17 protein-coding genes are annotated in these 18,072 nt (G+C 49.4%); all 17 read left to right on the top strand.

The features are described from left to right. Positions 1–99: 99 nt before the first annotated feature. The 17 genes from I2G61_RS10810 (at position 100) to I2G61_RS10735 (ending at position 17,109) form a co-directional block, all read left to right on the top strand. A complete protein-coding gene (locus tag I2G61_RS10810) occupies positions 100–1,149 on the top strand; it encodes a lysylphosphatidylglycerol synthase transmembrane domain-containing protein (RefSeq protein ID WP_072684163.1) in 1,050 nt (349 codons plus the stop codon). Continuing rightward, complete coding sequence (locus tag I2G61_RS10805) at positions 1,146–3,131, top strand: RecX family transcriptional regulator (RefSeq protein WP_072684164.1); 1,986 nt, start codon at positions 1,146–1,148, stop codon at positions 3,129–3,131. Before I2G61_RS10810 ends, I2G61_RS10805 begins: the two co-directional genes overlap by 4 nt. Further along, positions 3,124–4,092 (top strand): 3'-5' exoribonuclease YhaM family protein, encoded by a 969-nt coding sequence (locus I2G61_RS10800; RefSeq protein ID WP_072684165.1) that lies wholly within the window; start codon positions 3,124–3,126, stop codon positions 4,090–4,092. The genes I2G61_RS10805 and I2G61_RS10800 overlap by 8 nt, the downstream gene beginning before the upstream one ends. A gap of 545 nt (positions 4,093–4,637) precedes the next feature. Then, positions 4,638–4,838, top strand: coding sequence for a DUF6199 family natural product biosynthesis protein (locus tag I2G61_RS10795; protein WP_117659859.1), 201 nt, complete (start codon positions 4,638–4,640; stop codon positions 4,836–4,838). An 84-nt stretch (positions 4,839–4,922) separates the two neighbouring features. After that, entirely contained in the window at positions 4,923–5,957 is a 1,035-nt protein-coding gene (locus I2G61_RS10790) for a hypothetical protein (protein ID WP_118447846.1), read from the top strand. 643 nt (positions 5,958–6,600) lie between these two features. Next, entirely contained in the window at positions 6,601–6,996 is a 396-nt protein-coding gene (locus I2G61_RS10785; RefSeq protein ID WP_002594236.1) for a plasmid mobilization relaxosome protein MobC, read from the top strand. Next, entirely contained in the window at positions 6,968–8,593 is a 1,626-nt protein-coding gene (locus tag I2G61_RS10780; RefSeq protein WP_002594235.1) for a relaxase/mobilization nuclease domain-containing protein, read from the top strand. The genes I2G61_RS10785 and I2G61_RS10780 overlap by 29 nt, the downstream gene beginning before the upstream one ends. After that, entirely contained in the window at positions 8,583–8,969 is a 387-nt protein-coding gene (locus I2G61_RS10775) for a cysteine-rich VLP domain-containing protein (protein WP_002594234.1), read from the top strand. The genes I2G61_RS10780 and I2G61_RS10775 overlap by 11 nt, the downstream gene beginning before the upstream one ends. A gap of 130 nt (positions 8,970–9,099) precedes the next feature. Further along, a complete protein-coding gene (locus I2G61_RS10770) occupies positions 9,100–9,840 on the top strand; it encodes a replication initiator protein A (protein ID WP_002594233.1) in 741 nt (246 codons plus the stop codon). After that, a complete protein-coding gene (locus tag I2G61_RS10765) occupies positions 9,837–10,691 on the top strand; it encodes an ATP-binding protein (RefSeq protein ID WP_002594232.1) in 855 nt (284 codons plus the stop codon). Before I2G61_RS10770 ends, I2G61_RS10765 begins: the two co-directional genes overlap by 4 nt. Beyond that, positions 10,688–10,882: a transposon-encoded TnpW family protein gene (locus I2G61_RS10760; protein ID WP_002594231.1), complete on the top strand. Its 195-nt coding sequence runs from the start codon at positions 10,688–10,690 to the stop codon at positions 10,880–10,882. Before I2G61_RS10765 ends, I2G61_RS10760 begins: the two co-directional genes overlap by 4 nt. Positions 10,883–11,009: 127 nt before the next feature. Next, a complete protein-coding gene (locus tag I2G61_RS10755; RefSeq protein WP_002594230.1) occupies positions 11,010–12,635 on the top strand; it encodes a recombinase family protein in 1,626 nt (541 codons plus the stop codon). 170 nt (positions 12,636–12,805) lie between these two features. Then, a complete protein-coding gene (locus tag I2G61_RS10750; protein ID WP_195548264.1) occupies positions 12,806–13,543 on the top strand; it encodes a tyrosine-protein phosphatase in 738 nt (245 codons plus the stop codon). Positions 13,544–13,639: 96 nt separating this feature from the next. Next, positions 13,640–13,771: a hypothetical protein gene (locus I2G61_RS16665; RefSeq protein ID WP_255370394.1), complete on the top strand. Its 132-nt coding sequence runs from the start codon at positions 13,640–13,642 to the stop codon at positions 13,769–13,771. Between the two features lie 43 nt (positions 13,772–13,814). After that, positions 13,815–14,015 (top strand): hypothetical protein, encoded by a 201-nt coding sequence (locus tag I2G61_RS10745; RefSeq protein ID WP_139248593.1) that lies wholly within the window; start codon positions 13,815–13,817, stop codon positions 14,013–14,015. A gap of 232 nt (positions 14,016–14,247) precedes the next feature. Then, the gene (locus I2G61_RS10740; protein WP_072684169.1) at positions 14,248–15,603 is read left to right on the top strand and encodes a dicarboxylate/amino acid:cation symporter; all 1,356 of its coding nucleotides are present in this window, start codon (positions 14,248–14,250) and stop codon (positions 15,601–15,603) included. Between the two features lie 117 nt (positions 15,604–15,720). Next, complete coding sequence (locus I2G61_RS10735; RefSeq protein WP_072684170.1) at positions 15,721–17,109, top strand: MATE family efflux transporter; 1,389 nt, start codon at positions 15,721–15,723, stop codon at positions 17,107–17,109. Positions 17,110–18,072: the final 963 nt, after the last annotated feature.

Below are 18,072 nucleotides of genomic sequence, written 5' to 3'. Positions count from 1 at the left end.
GAATCGGCGAAGGCGGTCTTAAGAGCGCGGGGCAGGAAGCCTTATTCCTTGTGTAACCTTGTTTTTCATTGTATAATAAGTTAACGAGGCTGAGGAAGTATGAAAAAAGCGCGAAACTATGTGATTAATATTCTGCTCATCGTAGGCTTCACAGCCGGAGTGCTGTGGTTTACCTTGAAGGATAATTTTAACGAAGTCATGGGGATTCTGCAGCAGGTGAACGCCGGCTGGCTGATCGTGATCATTGCGATCGCGATTCTGTATCAGTGTGTGATCGGCTGGATACTGACGCAGCTGACCCGCATCAGCAATCCGCATTACAAGTTGAATTATGGGATTGTCAACGCCCTGGTGGCTTCTTTTTTCCATGGCGTGACTCCGAGCGCCTCGGGTGGTCAGTTTGCCCAGGTGTATGTGTTTAAGAAACAGGGCGTGCCGTTAAGTGATTCGGCGAGCGTGCTGTGGATGGATTTTATCGTGTACCAGTCGACGATGATCGCGTCGGTTTTCATTTTGATCCTGCTGCGGTTTCATCATTTCTACACTAACTATTCGCAGTTCTTTTTGCTTGTCCTGCTTGGCTTTCTGGTCAACAGCCTGGTGATCATCGGGTTGTGGGCGTTAGTCCGGTTCCCGAAGGTTTACACATGGATCAGCACGACCGGTCTGCATCTGGGCTGTAAGCTGCATCTGGTAAAAAATCCGGAAAAAGCGCTGGCTTTATTAAAGGATCAGCTCGACCGGTTCGGTAGTGAAACCGCGAAGCTGAAAGGCCACCGGCCGCTGATTGTGCGAGTGACGCTGGCCAACTTTGTACGGCTCGGCCTGTATTATGCGATCCCGTTTTTCTGCGCGCAGGCGCTGGGCCTGAACGTCAGTCTTGATCTGATTATTGACTGCATGGCGCTGTCAGCGTTTGTGTCGATGATCAACGCATTCATTCCGATTCCGGGCGCCAGCGGCGGTACGGAAGCTACGTATGTTTTGATGTTTTCAACGATCTTCGGAAAGCTGGGCGCGACCAGCTCGATGATTTTATGGCGGTTTGCCTCTTATTACTTTATGCTGATCCTGGGCGGTCTGACCTTTATCTGGGTTAAGAGCCGGCCGGCGATCGTTGTCGAACCGATGCAGGAGGAAAAGAAATGAGAATTGGATTATTTACAGATACCTATCTGCCTGACGTCAACGGCGTCGTTTCTTCCATCGTGACGCTGCAGCAGGAACTAGAAAAGAATGGTCACGACGTGTTTGTGATCACGACCCATCCGGGACTGCTTCAGGTCCAGCGCGAAGGCAATGTGCTGCGGCTGCCGGGGGTGGAATTAAAAAGCTTATACGGCTATGTGCTGACCAGTCCGATTCATTTCGCGGTGCTCAAGGATATCCGCGAGATGGAGCTGGATGTGATCCATGCCCATACGGAATTCGGCGTTGGAATCTTCGCCCGCATCGTAGCGAAAATGCTGCAGATCCCGCTGGTGTCGACGTATCATACAACCTATGAGGATTATACACATTACGTCAACGTCTTTAATCTGGAAACGATTGATAAGGTCGCCAAGAAAGCGGTCAGCAGCTTAAGCAAGCTGTATGGCGAGACAAGCACGGAACTGATCGCTCCATCCCAGAAGACCAAGGAAATGCTGCAGCGCTATGGAATTAAAAAGCGGATTCACGTGATTCCGACCGGACTGGACCTGCAGCGCTTTGACGCCCACCGCACGGATGCGGAAACGATCCGGCAGCGGCGCGAAGAGCTGATGGCGAATCCGGAAGAGACGCTGATCATTTTCGTCGGCCGGATCGCGAAGGAAAAAAGCATCGACTTTGTGATCGACGGGTTTACCTATTTAAAAGAAGCCGGGGTGCCGGTTCATTTTGCGGTGATCGGCGGCGGGCCGGAGCAGGAAGCCTTGGAGAGCCATGTGCGCGAGCTGGGGCTGGATTCAATGATCACCTTTGCCGGGAAGAAGCCGGCGGACCAGATTCCTTCCTACTACCATTGCGCGGACGCGTTTGTTTCCGCTTCGCTGACTGAAACGCAGGGCATGACCTACATCGAAGCGTTAGCCAGCGAACTGCCGGTTTTTGCCCGGCCGGATGAAGTGCTGGAAGATCTGGTGCTGGAAGGCCAGACCGGTTTCCTGTTTAAGAAACCTGAACAGTTTGCCGAGAAAGTGCAGCTTTTCTTAGCGATGAGCGCAGAGGAGCGCGCCGTGATGAAGGCTGCCGCGAAGTCTCAGGTTGAAGTTTATGACAGCCGGATTTTCTATCAGAAGGTGCTGGAAGTCTATGAAAGCGCGACTGCGGAATACCGTGAGATGTACCGGCTGGAATCGATCCGGCCGAAGGACGACTGCGTTGAGCTGAAGGTCTGCTCGCCCAACGATGAAATCCGAATTCTTGTTTCGCTGGAAACGTATTTCAATAAGGGACTGCGCAAGGACGTGCTGATCAGCAGCGATGAGCTGGACGAACTGATCAGCGAGGAAGAAGCGGTCAAGGCGTATCAGAGCTGTCTGAAGCGGATCGCGGCGAAAGACCGCACGCGCAAGGAAATCTACGACTGGCTGACGCAGAACACGCAGCTGGATATCAAGCAGATCAACGAGATCGTTGAGAAGCTGGAAGAACGGGATCTGATCAACGACCTGCGCTATACCAAAAATCAAGTTTATAATCTGAAGCTTCTGATGCAGGGCAAAAACAAGATCAGCCGGACATTGCGGAAGAAGGGCATCCCGTATGAGATGATTGAATCCGTGTTCGCCGACGAGGATGAACAGTCGGAATTCCGCAACGCATTGAAGTGGGCGCAGAAGCTGCAGCCGACGATCAAGGAAAAATCAGTACGGATGAAGAAGAATATGATGAAATCCAAATTGATCGCTCAGGGCTTTGCGGTCGACGTGATCAACGAGGTCATGGACAACCTGAGCTTTGTCGAGGAAGAACGGGCCGAGCTGGAGAGCCTGCGCAAGACGGCGGCGAAAGCAAAGAAGCGGTATCAGTCGAAGTACAGCGGCACCAAGCTGCGCAATTACGTTTTCCGTTACTGTTCAGCCCAGGGCTTCGACGTCGAGGATATTTATTTAATTTTAAGTGAAATGGAGTGGGATGATGAATAAGAAAATCAGTGAGTTTAAGGAAGGTGAAAGCCTGACGCTGCCGCTTTTGCTTGTGCAGGTCACCAAGGGCGTGACGAGCAATGGTTCGCCTTATCTGTCTTTGACGCTGCAGGATAAATCCGGGACGATCGAAGGCAAGATCTGGGATGTGAAGGAAGAACAGGCGGCTGCCTGCGTGCCGGGACGGGTCGGCGAGGTCAGCTGCGAGGTGCTGCGGTACCGGAATTCACTGCAGCTGCGCGTGCACCGGCTGACGCCGATGGATCAGCAGAGTATTGAATTAAGCGATTATGTTATCGCTTCGGATATTCCCAAGGAGCTGTTGCAGCAGAAGATTCAGGACGCGATCAGCTCGCTGTCCAATCCGGTCTATAAGGGGATTGTCAGCGCATTGTTCGCGGAATACGACAAGCCGTTCTTCGATTATCCGGCGGCGGCGAAGAACCATCACAACTTCGTCGGCGGCCTGGCGGTGCATGTCACCGGGATGGTCGATCTGGCGAATGAGATCGTCAAGCTCTATCCGCTGCTGGATCGGGATTTGTTGGTCAGCGGCGTGCTGGTTCATGATCTGGGCAAGCTGACGGAACTGTCCGGCCCGGTCATGACGGAATATACGCTGGAGGGCAAGCTGATCGGGCATATCTCGATCATGCAGGCGAAGATTATGGAAGTCGCCGTTCAGCTGGGCTACGAAAAGAGCGAGGAAGCGATTTTACTGCGGCACATGGTCTTGTCGCACCATGGTCAGCTGGAATTTGGTTCGCCGGTCATGCCGATGGTCGCGGAGGCGGAAGTGCTGCATCTGATCGACAATCTGGACGCGCGCATGAACACACTGGATAAGGCGTACGCGCAAACGGAGCCGGGCAGCTTCACATCGCGTCTGTTCCCGATGGAAAACCGGGCGTTTTACAAGCCGAAATCGAAAAAGAATGAAAAACAGGATGAAGTGGATTGAGGCCACAGATTTCGGAAAGCTGAGAGGCATTATAAAATAAATATCTGATCATGAATGAGGTGCTGGATAATACCGTCGAAGTCAGCTTGTTTTCGTCACCGGATGGGTTTATGAAATTTATGTATCGTATGCGGGCATGGATGGGATTGTCTATGTGAATGAAGCGGACGCGTATCTGCGGCGGGAGGAAATCAAACGAGTCCTGGCTGAGGACTATCATAAGAATAAAAAACCGTCAAATGAGTTTATTGTGGAATTCGAAAATAAATACGAACTGAAAATTTCGTCTGATCTTTATTTTGACGGTTCCGCTTTGTGAAATGAAGACTGAAGAGAATGCTTATGTGTCATAAAGTAGCATATAAAAATTGATATGCAGCCCTACTATTCCAAACAAACATTGTTAAAAATGACGAAATCTTTTGAGGTTTTACATATCATATCGTGAATAACGCTTGATTTATCGGCATTTTCATGGTAGCATTATCCTAAGATATAGTGTAGAAATGTATACAAGGATACTTAGTTGAAAGGAGGGAAATTTGGTGGACTATTTATGGGTGTTGGTATTATTGATTTTGGGAGTTTGTATGGTCTGTTATCCTAAAATATTATGGAAAATAGAAAATTTATTCACAGTAAAAAATGGTGAACCAACCGAACTATATTTAGTATTAATGCGGATTGGTGGTGTATTTTTTATTATTTGTTCAGTTGGTATGATTATATATCTAATTATAAAATGAAACACCCTTATAGTTCTTAAATTGTATCCTATTATTCGAATTCAATAATTTCAAGAAAGGAGTAAACTGTATGAATAAAACTGTATGAATAAGATATTTAAAAAGGTTATATCATTGGCACTTATAGGAACGCTATGTATAGGTGCAAGTACGACGACTTTTGCAAGTGAGTTATCGCCGGAAGCAAAGGCAGAAGCGACACAAACTAATGAAAGTGAGCGGAAAGTAAATTGGTGGCAAGTTGGTTGGAAAGTTTTATCCGACTATTTTGAAAAACTTATCGATCTTGATGGACAGAGCGTAAAAGATAGTAATTGGGCATATCTTGTGTCTCCGAGTATTGAATTTAATACTGGCGAGATGGGAAATGAAGTATACTTTAAACCAGAAGTAAATAATTCAGTTGGTTCAATGCGTATGCATGGACATCGAGTGATTTTTGTTGATATTTTTGCTAAAATCAATCTTATTTTGTCTGATGCAAATAACGATACTGTTAGTAGTGCCGTTACAGAAACGAATCAGTATATGTTTTACGATAAAAAAGCGAGTGATCCTGCCGGAAAGTGGAAAGCTCAGTTTATTTCTTCTGAAAGTTTCAAATGGCAGTGCTATTATGCACACTATTATAATGCAAATACTAGAAGTGCATTGCCAGAAGTAGAGGATGGATTTTATTTTGGAGATAATAATCGAGTTTTTCAATTTTCTGAAAATCCATCACCAGCTACTTTAGCAAATAATAAGATTTTAACCATGACTGAATTAAATAATCAATTTATTAACCCTGCCGACGGCGAAGCTGTTGATTATCTAAAAGACTATGCTCCTGGAGATGAGGTTCATTTCGCAGATAAAGTTATTGATATAACTTATAATGCAGATGAGAAAGCCACAACCATTTTCTTTGATGAAAAAGTTTCTGGTGATCTTATTGGATGGAAATTTAATGGTGATTTAACAAATGAATATGCTATAGGAGATACAGTCAGCTTAAATTTTAATGTTGTTAAAATTGGAGAATACAACAATATTATATTTGAAAGTCTTGATTACTTTGAAGAAGCATTTTCACATGAAGATGGAGGAAAATATCCTGATATAAATAATTATAGATAATTTCTGGCTTTTCCTCTGACAGCCACACAGAAACAACCCTATCATAAGATGATGTTTCATTTTAAAATTGAATAATCGCCACCCCGCAGCGGCACACAAAGCAGTAAATCCGAAAAAGATTTGCTGCTTTTTTTGCGCCCATTTTTGGCAAATTTCCAAAAGTTCTGTATTAGACAGTGAAACCAAAAAAGGCTGCCGTTTTTTTCAGACAGCGGGCAAAACACAGTTTCCAAAACGCCTTATTGTCGGGAAAGACCGAGCTGCCGGAAAAGTTCTTGCCGGAAAGTCCGTCCATTCTGCTCTTTTGTGGTTTGTAGGGAATAAGGGGGAGAATGCCAGCCCGCAGCCTTTTATGAAAAAACTGGTTGCGATTTCCCGAAAAAGTGGCAGTAGGAAGTGAGCGGCAGTCCGGCAGTTTCTTAGAGCAAGATTCTACCGAGGTGCCAAAATTCGCTTATCGCTCATTTTGCCCCTGCGGGAATCTTGTTGGGGAGTGCCTTCCCCAAACCCTGCTTATGCGGCTTGCGCCGCTGAAAAACCCCTCAAAATATTTTTCGGATTTTTCAAAAACAGTTCCGCTTCACACCCTGTTTTTCTCCTATTAGTGAGAGGACACCACGCACAGAAAGGAGGTCAACCACCTATGAAACGATACAACACGCCGCACCGCAGCCGGGTAGTCAAAACACGCATGACCGAGGAAGAATACGCCGAGTTTGCCCAGCGGCTTTCTGCTTACCACATGAGCCAAGCCGAGTTTATCCGGCAAGCCATAACCGGGGCAGCCATACGCCCCATCATAACCGTTTCCCCCATCAATGACGAGCTGCTTGCCGCTGTCGGGAAGCTGACCGCCGAATACGGGAGGATCGGCGGCAACTTAAACCAGATAGCCCGGACGCTGAACGAGTGGCACAGTCCCTATCCGCAGCTTGCCGGGGAGGTACGGGCGGCGGTTTCCGACCTTGCTGCCCTAAAGTTTGAAGTCTTGCAGAAAGTGGGTGACGCTGTTGGCAACATTCAAACATATCAGCTCTAAAAACGCCGACTATGGCGCAGCGGAAGCCTATCTCACATTTGAGCATGACGAGTTTACCATGAAAGCCACCCTTGATGAAAACGGGCGGCTGATACCGAGGGAGGATTACCGCATTTCTTCCCTCAACTGCGGGGGCGAGGATTTCGCTGTTGCCTGTATGCGAGCCAATCTCCGCTATGAGAAAAACCAAAAACGGGAAGATGTGAAAAGCCACCACTATATCATCAGCTTTGACCCACGGGACGGGACAGACAACGGCTTGACCGTAGACCGGGCGCAGGAGCTGGGCGAGCAGTTCTGCAAGGAGCATTTCCCCGGACACCAAGCCCTAATCTGCACCCACCCGGACGGGCATAACCACAGCGGGAATATCCATGTGCATATCGTCATCAACTCCCTGCGGATTTACGAAGTCCCGCTTCTGCCCTACATGGACAGACCAGCCGACACGCTGGAGGGCTGCAAGCACCGCTGCACCAACGCCGCTATGGAATATTTCAAGAGCGAAGTCATGGAAATGTGCCACCGGGAGGGGCTTTACCAAATCGACCTCTTGAACGGCAGCAAGGAACGGATAACCGAACGGGAATACTGGGCGGCAAAGAAAGGGCAGCTTGCCCTTGACAAAGAGAACGCCGCCAGAGAAGCCGCCGGACAGCCGACCAAGCCCACCAAGTTTGAAACGGACAAGGCGAAGCTGCGCCGGACGATACGGCAGGCACTTTCCCAAGCTGGCAGCTTTGACGAGTTTTCTTCCCTTTTGCTGCGGGAGGGTGTGACCGTCAAGGAGAGCCGGGGGCGGCTTTCCTACCTCACGCCGGACAGGACAAAGCCTATCACAGCCCGAAAGCTGGGGGACGATTTTGACAAGGCTGCTGTCCTTGCCCTGCTCACGCAGAACGCCCACAGAGCTGCCGAACAGACCAAAGCCATACCCGAATACCCTGCCGCAGTTAAAAAGCCGTTACAAGGGGAAAAAGCTGCAAAAACCACCCCGGCAGACAACACCTTGCAGCGCATGGTTGACCGGGAAGCCAAGCGAGCCGAGGGCAAGGGCGTGGGCTATGACCGCTGGGCGGCAAAGCACAACCTAAAGCAAATGGCAGCTACCGTTACCGCCTATCAGCAGTACGGCTTTTCCTCCCCGGAGGAACTGGACGAAGCCTGTTCTGCCGCCTATGCCGCCATGCAGGAAAGCCTTGCGTGGTTGAAGCAGGTGGAAAAGACGCTGAACGGGAAAAAGGAGCTGCAACGGCAGGTGCTTGCCTATTCCAAGACCCGCCCTGTCCGGGACGGGCTGAAACAGCAGAAAAACGCCAAAGCAAAAGCAGCCTACCGTCAGAAGCATGAAAGTGACTTTATCATAGCAGACGCAGCCGCCCGCTATTTCAGGGAGAACGGCATTTCCAAGCTGCCGAGCTATAAATCCCTGCAAGCAGAGATTGAAAGCCTTATCAAAGAGAAAAACAGCGGCTACAACGATTACCGGGCAAAACGGGAGGAGTACCGCCGCTTGCAGACTGTCAAGGGCAATATCGACCAGATTTTACGCCGGAGCGAGCCGCAGCGCAGAAAGGAGCAGAGCCATGAACGGTAATATCCCCCGCATGGACTACCGCCAGTACCGGGCAGCCCGCCGCCTTGTGCATGAGTGCTGCAACTATGACAGCGGGAACTGCCTGCTGTTGGAGGACGGCGAGCCTTGCGTGTGTGTACAGAGTATCAGCTATTCGCTGCTCTGCCGCTGGTTTACCGCCGCTGTCCTGCCCCTTGATGAAGCACTGGAAGCCGCCCTCTTGCGCCGGGGAAGCCGGAAACGCTGCGCTGTCTGCGGGGCGTTCTTCTTCCCAAAATCCAACCGGGGGAAATACTGCCCGGACTGCGCCGGACGCATGAAGCGGATAAACGCCGCCAAACGGAAGCGGAAACAAAGGGAGAAATGTCACGCTTTAGGGCATTTCAAACCCGCATAAATCAAGGCTTTTTTGGAGGGTGTCAAAGGGTGCGTGATACATTTATCCTTTTCCCTTAAAAACGCCCCCTAAAAGCGTAACAGAACCCACAGACAGACACCACAAGGAGGTGAACCCTATCGCTGATTATATGACCGCAGGAACGGAGCTGCCCGCTTACCTGCCTTACCCCCGTTTCCTGCTGGAAACAGACCTATCCCACACCGCAAGAGAGTTATATGCGCTGCTGTTAGACCGTTCCACCCTTTCGCAGAAGAACGGCTGGCAGGACAGCGAGGGACGGACATACATTGTCTACCCCATAGCAGAGATAGCGGAAATGCTGGATAAAGGCTGCACCACCATAAAGGGCGCACTGAACGAACTGGACGCTGCCGGGCTGCTGGAACGCAGACGGACGGGCTTTTCTGCCGCCAACCGTCTGTATGTGAAAGTGCCGCCTATCCCAGTGGTACAGTTTTCCGACCAACTGACGGACGGAAAACCGCCCCTCATAAGGGCGGGAAACCGACCAACTGACAGCCGGAAAACTGACCTTATGACGGTCGGAAAACCGTCCCCTAACCAAACTAATATAAACAACCTAATAGAGAGCCAAACAAAAGGAGCGAGTGAGGGGCAGCCCCCCGCCGCTTATGGCAGATATAAAAATGTATTTCTTTCTGACACAGAACTTTTGGAGCTGGAACAGGACTTCCCCGGCAAGTGGGAGTATTACCTTGACCGCCTTTCCTGCCACATCGCTTCCACCGGGAAGCAGTACCAGAGCCATGCAGCCACCATTTACAAGTGGGCGCAGGAGGACGCTGCCAAAGAGAAGCCAAAGAAAGGCATACCGGACTATTCATTCAAGGAGGGAGAAAGCCTATGACCGATACAATCCACAACACCATACTGCCTATGACCGACACCACAGCCGAGCCGGAGGATTACACCGGGGAGGACGGGCTTTTATACTGCGGCAAATGCCGGAAACCCAAAGAAGCCTATTTCCCGGAGGGCAAGACCTTTTTCGGGCGTGACCGCCACCCGTCAGAGTGCGACTGCCAGCGGGCAGCCCGTAAGGAACGGGAAGCCGCCGAGAAGCGGCGCAGCCACCTTGAAACGGTGGAACGGCTGAAACGGCAGGGCTTTACAGACAAGACCATGCAGGACTGGACATTTGCCAACGATAACGGCAGCTGCCCGCAGATGAAGAACGCCGCCGGATATGTGGCACGCTGGGAACAGATAAAGGACGGGAACTACGGGCTGCTCTTGTGGGGCAGGGTAGGCACTGGGAAAAGCTATTTTGCCGGGTGTATTGCAAACGCCCTCATGGAGCAGGAAGTCCCGGTGTGCATGACAAACTTTGCAGCAATATTAAACGACCTTGCCGCCAGCTTTGCGGGCAGGAACGAATATATTTCCCGCCTTTGCAGCTTCCCCCTGCTCATCATTGACGATTTTGGAATGGAGCGTGGCACAGAATACGGTCTGGAACAGGTCTACAATGTGATTGACAGCCGCTACCGGAGCAGGAAGCCGCTGATTGTGACGACCAACCTCACGCTGGAGGAATTGCAGCACCCGGAGGACACCGCCCACGCCCGGATTTATGACCGCCTGCTTGAAATGTGTTCCCCTCTCTGCTTTACCGGGGAGAATTTGAGGAAAGCCGCCGCACAGGGAAAAATGGAACAGCTGAAACGGCTGCTTGCCGGAAAGGAGATTTGCCTATGACCGACACCCAGAGAAACAAACGCCCTGCCCGCCGCCCGGACTGCGTGACCGAAACGAGGATAGGCAACACAATCCTTGTGGTGTCTGGCTTTTTCAAGGAGGGGGCGACCGACACCGCCGCTGACAAGATGATGAAAGTGCTGGAAGCAGAAGCCGCCGCCGGATATTTGACCTGTGATAAGCCTGATTGAAAAACCGTCATTTTTACCGACCGTAAAGAAGCAGATTTGACGCTTTTGCCGCTATACAGACAGCCGCCCCATGTGGTACAATCAAGGTACGGAATAGTGGGGCTGGCTGTCGGAAACGGAGGAATTTATGTTAAGACAGACCACCCAGCAACTCATTACCGCCCTTTACCCAAGACTGTCCCATGAGGACGAGCTGCAAGGCGAGAGCAATTCCATTTCCAACCAAAAGAGGATTTTGGAAACCTATGCCAAACAGAATGGATTTTCTAATCTGCGCTGGTACACCGACGACGGTTATTCCGGTGCGAACTTTCAAAGACCCGGATTTCAAGCCATGCTTGCAGACATTGAAGCAGGGAAAGTCGGGACAGTTATCGTCAAGGATATGTCGAGGTTAGGGCGAAACTACTTACAGGTGGGAATGTACACAGAAATGATTTTCCCACAGAAAGGTGTCCGCTTCATCGCTATCAATGACGGAGTGGACAGCGCACAGGGGGAAAATGATTTTGCCCCGCTGCGGAACATTTTTAACGAATGGCTGGTGAGAGATACGAGCAAGAAAATCAAGGCAGTAAAACGCTCTAAGGGCATGAGCGGAAAGCCCATCACAAGCAAGCCCGTCTATGGCTACCTCATGGACGAGGACGAAAACTTTATCATTGACGAGGAAGCCGCCCCGGTGGTACGGCAGATTTACAGCCTTTGCCTTGCCGGGAACGGTCCGACCAAGATAGCCCGTATGCTGACCGAGCAGCAAATCCCCACGCCGGGGACGCTGGAATACCGCAGGACGGGCAGCACCCGCCGCTACCACCCCGGCTATGAGTGCAAGTGGGCGACCAATACCGTGGTTCATCTGCTGGAAAACCGGGAATATACGGGCTGTCTGGTAAACTTTAAGACCGAGAAGCCGTCCTACAAGCTGAAACACAGCATAGAAAATCCCCCGGAAAAGCAGGCGGTTTTTGAGAACCACCATGAGCCTATCATTGACCGGGAAACGTGGGAACGGGTGCAGGAGTTACGCAAGCAGCGCAAACGCCCCAACCGTTATGACGAAGTGGGCTTGTTCTCCGGCATACTCTTTTGTGCCGACTGCGGCAGCGTCATGTACCAGCAGCGATACCAGACGGACAAGCGCAAGCAGGACTGTTATATCTGCGGAAGCTACAAGAAACGCACCGCCGACTGCACAGCGCACTTTATCCGCACTGACCTCTTGACCGCTGGCGTACTCTCCAATCTGCGGAAAGTTACCAGCTATGCGGCAAAGCATGAAGCCCGGTTTATGAAGCTTTTAATCGAGCAGAATGAGGACGGGGACAGACGCAGGAACGCCGCCAAGAAAAAGGAGCTGGAAGCCGCCGAGAAACGCATAGCCGAGTTATCTGCTATCTTCAAGCGGCTGTATGAGGACAGCGTAACCGGGCGCATATCGGACGAGCGTTTCACAGAGCTGTCGGCAGACTATGAAGCCGAGCAGAAAGAACTGAAAGAACGTGCCGCCAGACTGCGGGAAGAACTTTCCAAAGCGCAGGAAGCCACCGCAAACGCTGAAAAGTTTATGAATGTGGTACGCAGGCACACTACCATTGAAGAACTTACCCCTACTCTGCTGCGGGAGTTTGTGGAGAAAATCGTTGTCCATGAAAGCGTTGCCCTTGACGGGAAACGCCGGGGCAAGTTACGCAGACAGGAAATCGAAATCTATTATTCTTTTGTCGGCAAGGTAGAACTGCCCGACACCTAACCGCCCGACCTATCCGACATACCTCATGTGCCGGATAGGAACGGCAAAATTTTTTACACTTCTATTACTTCTTTATCACACATAAGCAAATCTTGCGGGATTCTCTTTTCTTTTTTGTACACTCTATTATAATAAGGATAGCGATTGCGGACAGAGGAGGAAAAAATGGAATGATTGATATTCATTGTCATGTGTTGTGGGGCGTCGACGACGCGTCGCAGGATCGGGAAACAACGAAGAAGATGCTGCAAATTGCGGTAGAGGATGGAATTGAGGCGATCTTGTGTACGCCGCACAGTCTTCCTTATTATAAATATGAAAACGACGCTCAAACGCTGGCGGCGCCGTTTGCGGCGCTGCAGGAGCTGATCGCCGAAGAAAACTGGCCGATTGAAACGGCGCTGGGCTGCGAGTTCTTTTTGACCGATGCGTCGCTGGAATGGATCCGCAGCGGTCGGGCGCTGACGCTGAACGGTTCGCGGCGGCTGTTGATCGAATTTCCCTGGTATCAGAAGGTCCATCTGGGCAGCAGCGAAACCGAGCTGTTAAAGCAGGTGTTGGATGCGGGCTATGAGGTGATCATCGCGCATCCGGAACGGTATAAGAGCGTGCAGGAGGATTTCTCTACGCTGAAGCGATGGCGGGCTATGGGCTGCGATTTTCAGGTCAACCGGACTTCGCTGATTCTCAACGACGATAAGGAACAATGCGCGCTGGCCTGGCGGATGGTAGAGGAAGGCTATTGCGACGCCGTCGGCACTGACGCGCATCATTGCTGGGGCAAGCGGGTGATCAAGCTGAGCGATGTTCAGGCCGAGATTGAACGGCGGACAGACCGGGATACTGCTCTGTTGCTGTGCCATGAAAACGCGCGGCTGATCACGGGTGACGCCTTGATCCATCGCTGAGGTGAAAATCATCAGGAAAGGAATAGGACAATTTGACCGGCGTGAAAGCAGAACAACCAAGATCCGGGGCCAAATGAAAGGGAAAGGGGAAGGAAAATGAGTAAAAATATCATCGATCAGCTCTATCGTTTTGAAGGTCAGCCGGAGGCTTCATTTGCGGAAACCTTCGTCAGACAAGTCAAGGCTTTTAGCGGGGATGTCGTTGTTTTCGTGACAGCAGGCGGGTGATACCGAGGTACAGATAATCACAGCTGAGCGCTATTATGCGCGGGTGAATTCAGCAACGGGCGTGACGATCACCTTGGTGATTCGAGAAAGGGAGATCACGGCTTATGTTGCGGTTGTGGCCGGCGGCGAAGGACCGTTCAATATCAGCTGGGGCAACTATGAAAATTATTTGAAAAAGGTGGAGAAGCTTTTGCTTTCGTATGCTTTCAAGCGGATCCCGGGCGCGATCAGCGTTCGTCCTTAAATCATTTCAGAAAAAAGTTCATCCTGCGGGATAAGGATACGCCAGGGATAAAAATGCTCCATAAACAAGTGCTTTTTTGATTGTTGACAAGGGAGGAATTTATGAGTATACTTTTTGCAGTGATCCTTTAAGAGAGTCCCGTGAGGCTGCTCAAGGAAGATGAATACGTTTCGCCTGTTCATTTACTCCTGATCTTAAAGGGTCAGGAGTATTTTTATGAAAGGGGAACTGTATGAAAAAAACAGAGAAAAAAGGCAATCATCTTGCCGTCAAAATGGCGATCGCGATGGTTCTGGGGCTGATCTGCGGCCTGGCCATGCTGATGCTTCGTGAAAATCTCTTGACCTCGGGCCAGACCCAGACCTGGGTGGCTATCAACAATCTATTATTCCAGGATATTACGGCGGAGGCCGGCAAGAATGCGATCGGTTTGTTCTACATCGTCGGTCAGCTGTTTGTCAACGCACTGCAGGTCATCATCGTACCGATGATTTTCTGTTCGATTGCGTTGGCGATCTGTCAGATTACGGATACGCGCAAGCTGGGGCGGATTTCCAGCAAGACGCTGGGGACTTTCTTACTGACGACCGTGGTGGCGTTGGTGATCGCCGGCGCTGTCGGTCTTACCGTTTATGCGACCGGGGCTTTCAATGCGGTGGAAGTCAGCGGCTTGAATGTTTCGACGGGGTCCAGCGGAAGCAATCCGCTGTCAATCTTGTTGTCGATCGTCCCGAACAACATGACCAGCGCGTTCTCAACCAACGGACAGGTGCTGGCGGTGGTGTTCTTAGCGGTAGCGACGGGGTTGGGCATCAACGCCCTGGGTTCCAAGGTAACCGTTTTAAAGAAGCTGCTGCAGGAGATCAGCGATATCATCACAGTTTGCTTAAGCTATGTGATCAATAAATTTGGTCCGCTGGCAATCTTCGTTCTTTTGACCCGGACGTTTGCAATCTACGGCGTCGATCATCTGAAGCCGGCGCTGGCCTATGTCGTGACGACGGTGCTGCTTCTGCTGGCCTTCCTGATCGTCGGCTATGCGATCTTTGTGGCGGTCTTGGGCCGGATCAATCCGATTCCGTTCGTTAAGAAGATTGCGAAAGTTGCGGTGTTCGGTTTCTCTACTTCCTCCAGTGCGGCAACGCTGCCGCTGAACCGCAAGACGGTAACGGAAGAACTGGGCGTCAGTGATGAAATTGCATCGTTCACGCTGCCGTTAGGCATGACGGTCAACATGGACGGAACGGCGATCATGCAGGTCATTGCCGCGATCTTCGTCGCGGCCTCCTCCGGCTATTCTGTGACGGTTTCCAGCATTGCGATCATTGCGATCCTGGCGCTGATCGCTTCGATCGGCACACCGGCGGCTCCGGGGGCTGGAGCGGTCATCCTGTTCACAATTTTGACGGGGATGGGTTATACCAATGACGCGGCGTTGCTGGCATATTCGCTGATCCTGGCGATCAACCGGCCGATTGAAATGCTGGTTACTTCGCTGAACGTCGTCGGGGATGCTGCAACGTCGGTCATCGTCGCCCGCAGCGAGAAAATGCTGGATGAAAAGCAGTACAATGCCGAACAAAATTAGAGTGTGAAAAGAGTTGGCCAGAAGCTGAAAAATGCTTCTGGTTTTTTTCATATTTGTTCGTGACAAACGGAAATTTCAGTGCTATTCTAGTATTCAGTTTAAGGGGGAGCATTACTGATGAGAAAGCATCAACATCCGACAGTCAATGAGATTACGGAAGGGGTTATTTGGAAACAGCTGCTGTTGTTTTTCTTTCCGATTATGCTGGGAACGTTCTTTCAGCAGTTATACAACACGGTCGACGCGATTATCGTCGGTCAGTTTGTCGGCAAGGAGGCGCTGGCGGCGGTTGGGGGCGCGACGGGGACTTTGATCAATCTGCTGGTCGGCTTTTTTGTCGGCTTGTCTTCGGGCGCGACGGTCATTATTTCACAGTATTATGGCGCGCGAAAGGTGGAGCAGTCAAGCGACGCCGTGCACACGGCGGTGGCGATGTCGTTGATCGGCGGGGCGATCATGATGGTGATTGGGATCTTCGGCGCACCGGTGGCGTTAAGGGCGATGGGGACGCCGGAGAACATTATGAATTATTCATTGATTTATATGATTGTCTACTTCGTCGGCTTGATTCCGAATTTGATGTACAATGTCGGGTCCGGTATTCTGCGGGCTGTCGGAGATTCCAAGCGGCCGATGTACTTTCTGATTGTCTGCTGCCTGGCCAACGTGGTTCTGGATCTGCTTTTTGTCCTGGTCTTCCAATGGGGTGTCTTCGGTGCGGCGGCGGCTACCTGTCTGGCGCAGTTTATCAGCGGCGGACTTGTCTATCTGAGCTTATCTCAGGCTGAGGATGACCGTTACCGGCTGATCCGCAAGCGAATTCGGCTGCATGGCGAATTGTTGAAGGAAATCGTCGTAATCGGGATCCCGGCTGGGCTGCAGTCGGTCATGTATTCGGTATCGAATATTGTGATTCAGGCCAGCGTGAATACGTTTGGCACGGACACGATTGCGGCGTATACGGCGTATGGGAAGATCGATGGGATCTTCTGGATGATCATGGGGGCTTTCGGCGTGGCGATCACGACGTTTGTCGGACAGAATTTCGGCGCGCGTAAAATCGACAGGATTCACAAGAGCGTCAGGGTGTGCCTGGCGATGGCATTTGGCACAGCATTGGGAATGAGTGGGATCTTGATGGTGACCAGTCGCTGGATCTATCATTTGTTTACGCAGGACGCGGCGGTGATTGAGGTGGGGATGCAGATGTTGTTGTATCTGGCTCCCTATTATTTCACTTATGTGTGTATTGAGGTGCTGTCAGGGGTGGTGCGCGGCACAGGAGATTCTGTAATTCCGATGATCATGACCTGCATGGGGGTATGTGTATTGCGCGTCGTCTGGATCTGGATCGCCGTTCCGCTGAATCCTACAATTGAGAATGTTTTGTTCAGCTATCCGTTGACGTGGAGTCTGACTTCGATCCTGTTTGTGCTGTATTATCTGCAGGGTGGCTGGTTAAAGCGCAGGTTGAAAAAAGAAGAGAGAAAAGGGCTTCAAAATTGATTTGTTTATTCTTTTAAACAGTTTATAAGATTCGTCAGGATGTAAGCCAAGTTAGATTTTCTTGAGTTATAAAACTGTATAAATAAGAAAATCGAAGGTAAAAATTCTTCGATTTTTTATAATTTTTAGTGAACGTTCAGGACAAAAAACAGGTAATTCATTACATTTTAAGTGTTGAAACTGGAACTTTACTTACACTTTCATTGACATTCACACGATCTACTTTTATAATGTCTAATGTAAGAAGATAGGGTAATTATTTTCATTATAAATAAAATCGATCAGCGTGTCAATGCTTACAGACGTGATTACTAAGCATTATCCTGGTTGTAATGGTTTCTAGTATTCATATTATATTAGGAGGAATTGTATATTTTAAAATTCTCTGTATATGAGTTTATAAAAATATACTAAAGAAAGTATGTTGTTAAAATTTTTTATTGAAAAATTTCCTTTAGTATTTAAAAAAACTGATACTAAATTCAGTGTATCTGTCTTTGAATTTTTGATAATTATTTATTTTGTTTTATTTATCTATGAACAATCTAATACGTATAAAATCATGTATGATTTTATTTTGATTTTAATTATATCTATATGGTTTGGAGTGGCTAAAAATTTTTATAATAGAATTAAAAAATTAAAATATATCTACAATGAAAATTCTGATTATAATAATCTATATAAAAAATATAATAGTTCACTATTTAACTGGAATTTAAGCAGGTTTTTTTTCATAATTATTTGGATATTTAACATTGGCTTTGTTTGTTATACAGTTGAAAGTTTAGGTTTAATTCCTAATTCTTTTAGCTCAAAAATTCTATTTAGTATAACTTTAATATTAAATGGTTCTAGTTATTATGGTTGTATCTTACATGCTTGCTTTCTGGCAAAACTTTCTTCACTAAAATGGCTCTTTCAAAAATAGTGTTGGTGAGAGAAAAACCGAAACAAGAAAGA

The sequence above is a fragment of the Holdemania sp. 1001095H_141210_F2 genome, from assembly GCF_015558105.1.
In the GTDB taxonomy this organism is placed as follows: domain Bacteria; phylum Bacillota_I; class Bacilli_A; order Erysipelotrichales; family Erysipelotrichaceae; genus Holdemania.
This window is presented reverse-complemented; position numbering and strand designations above follow the sequence as displayed.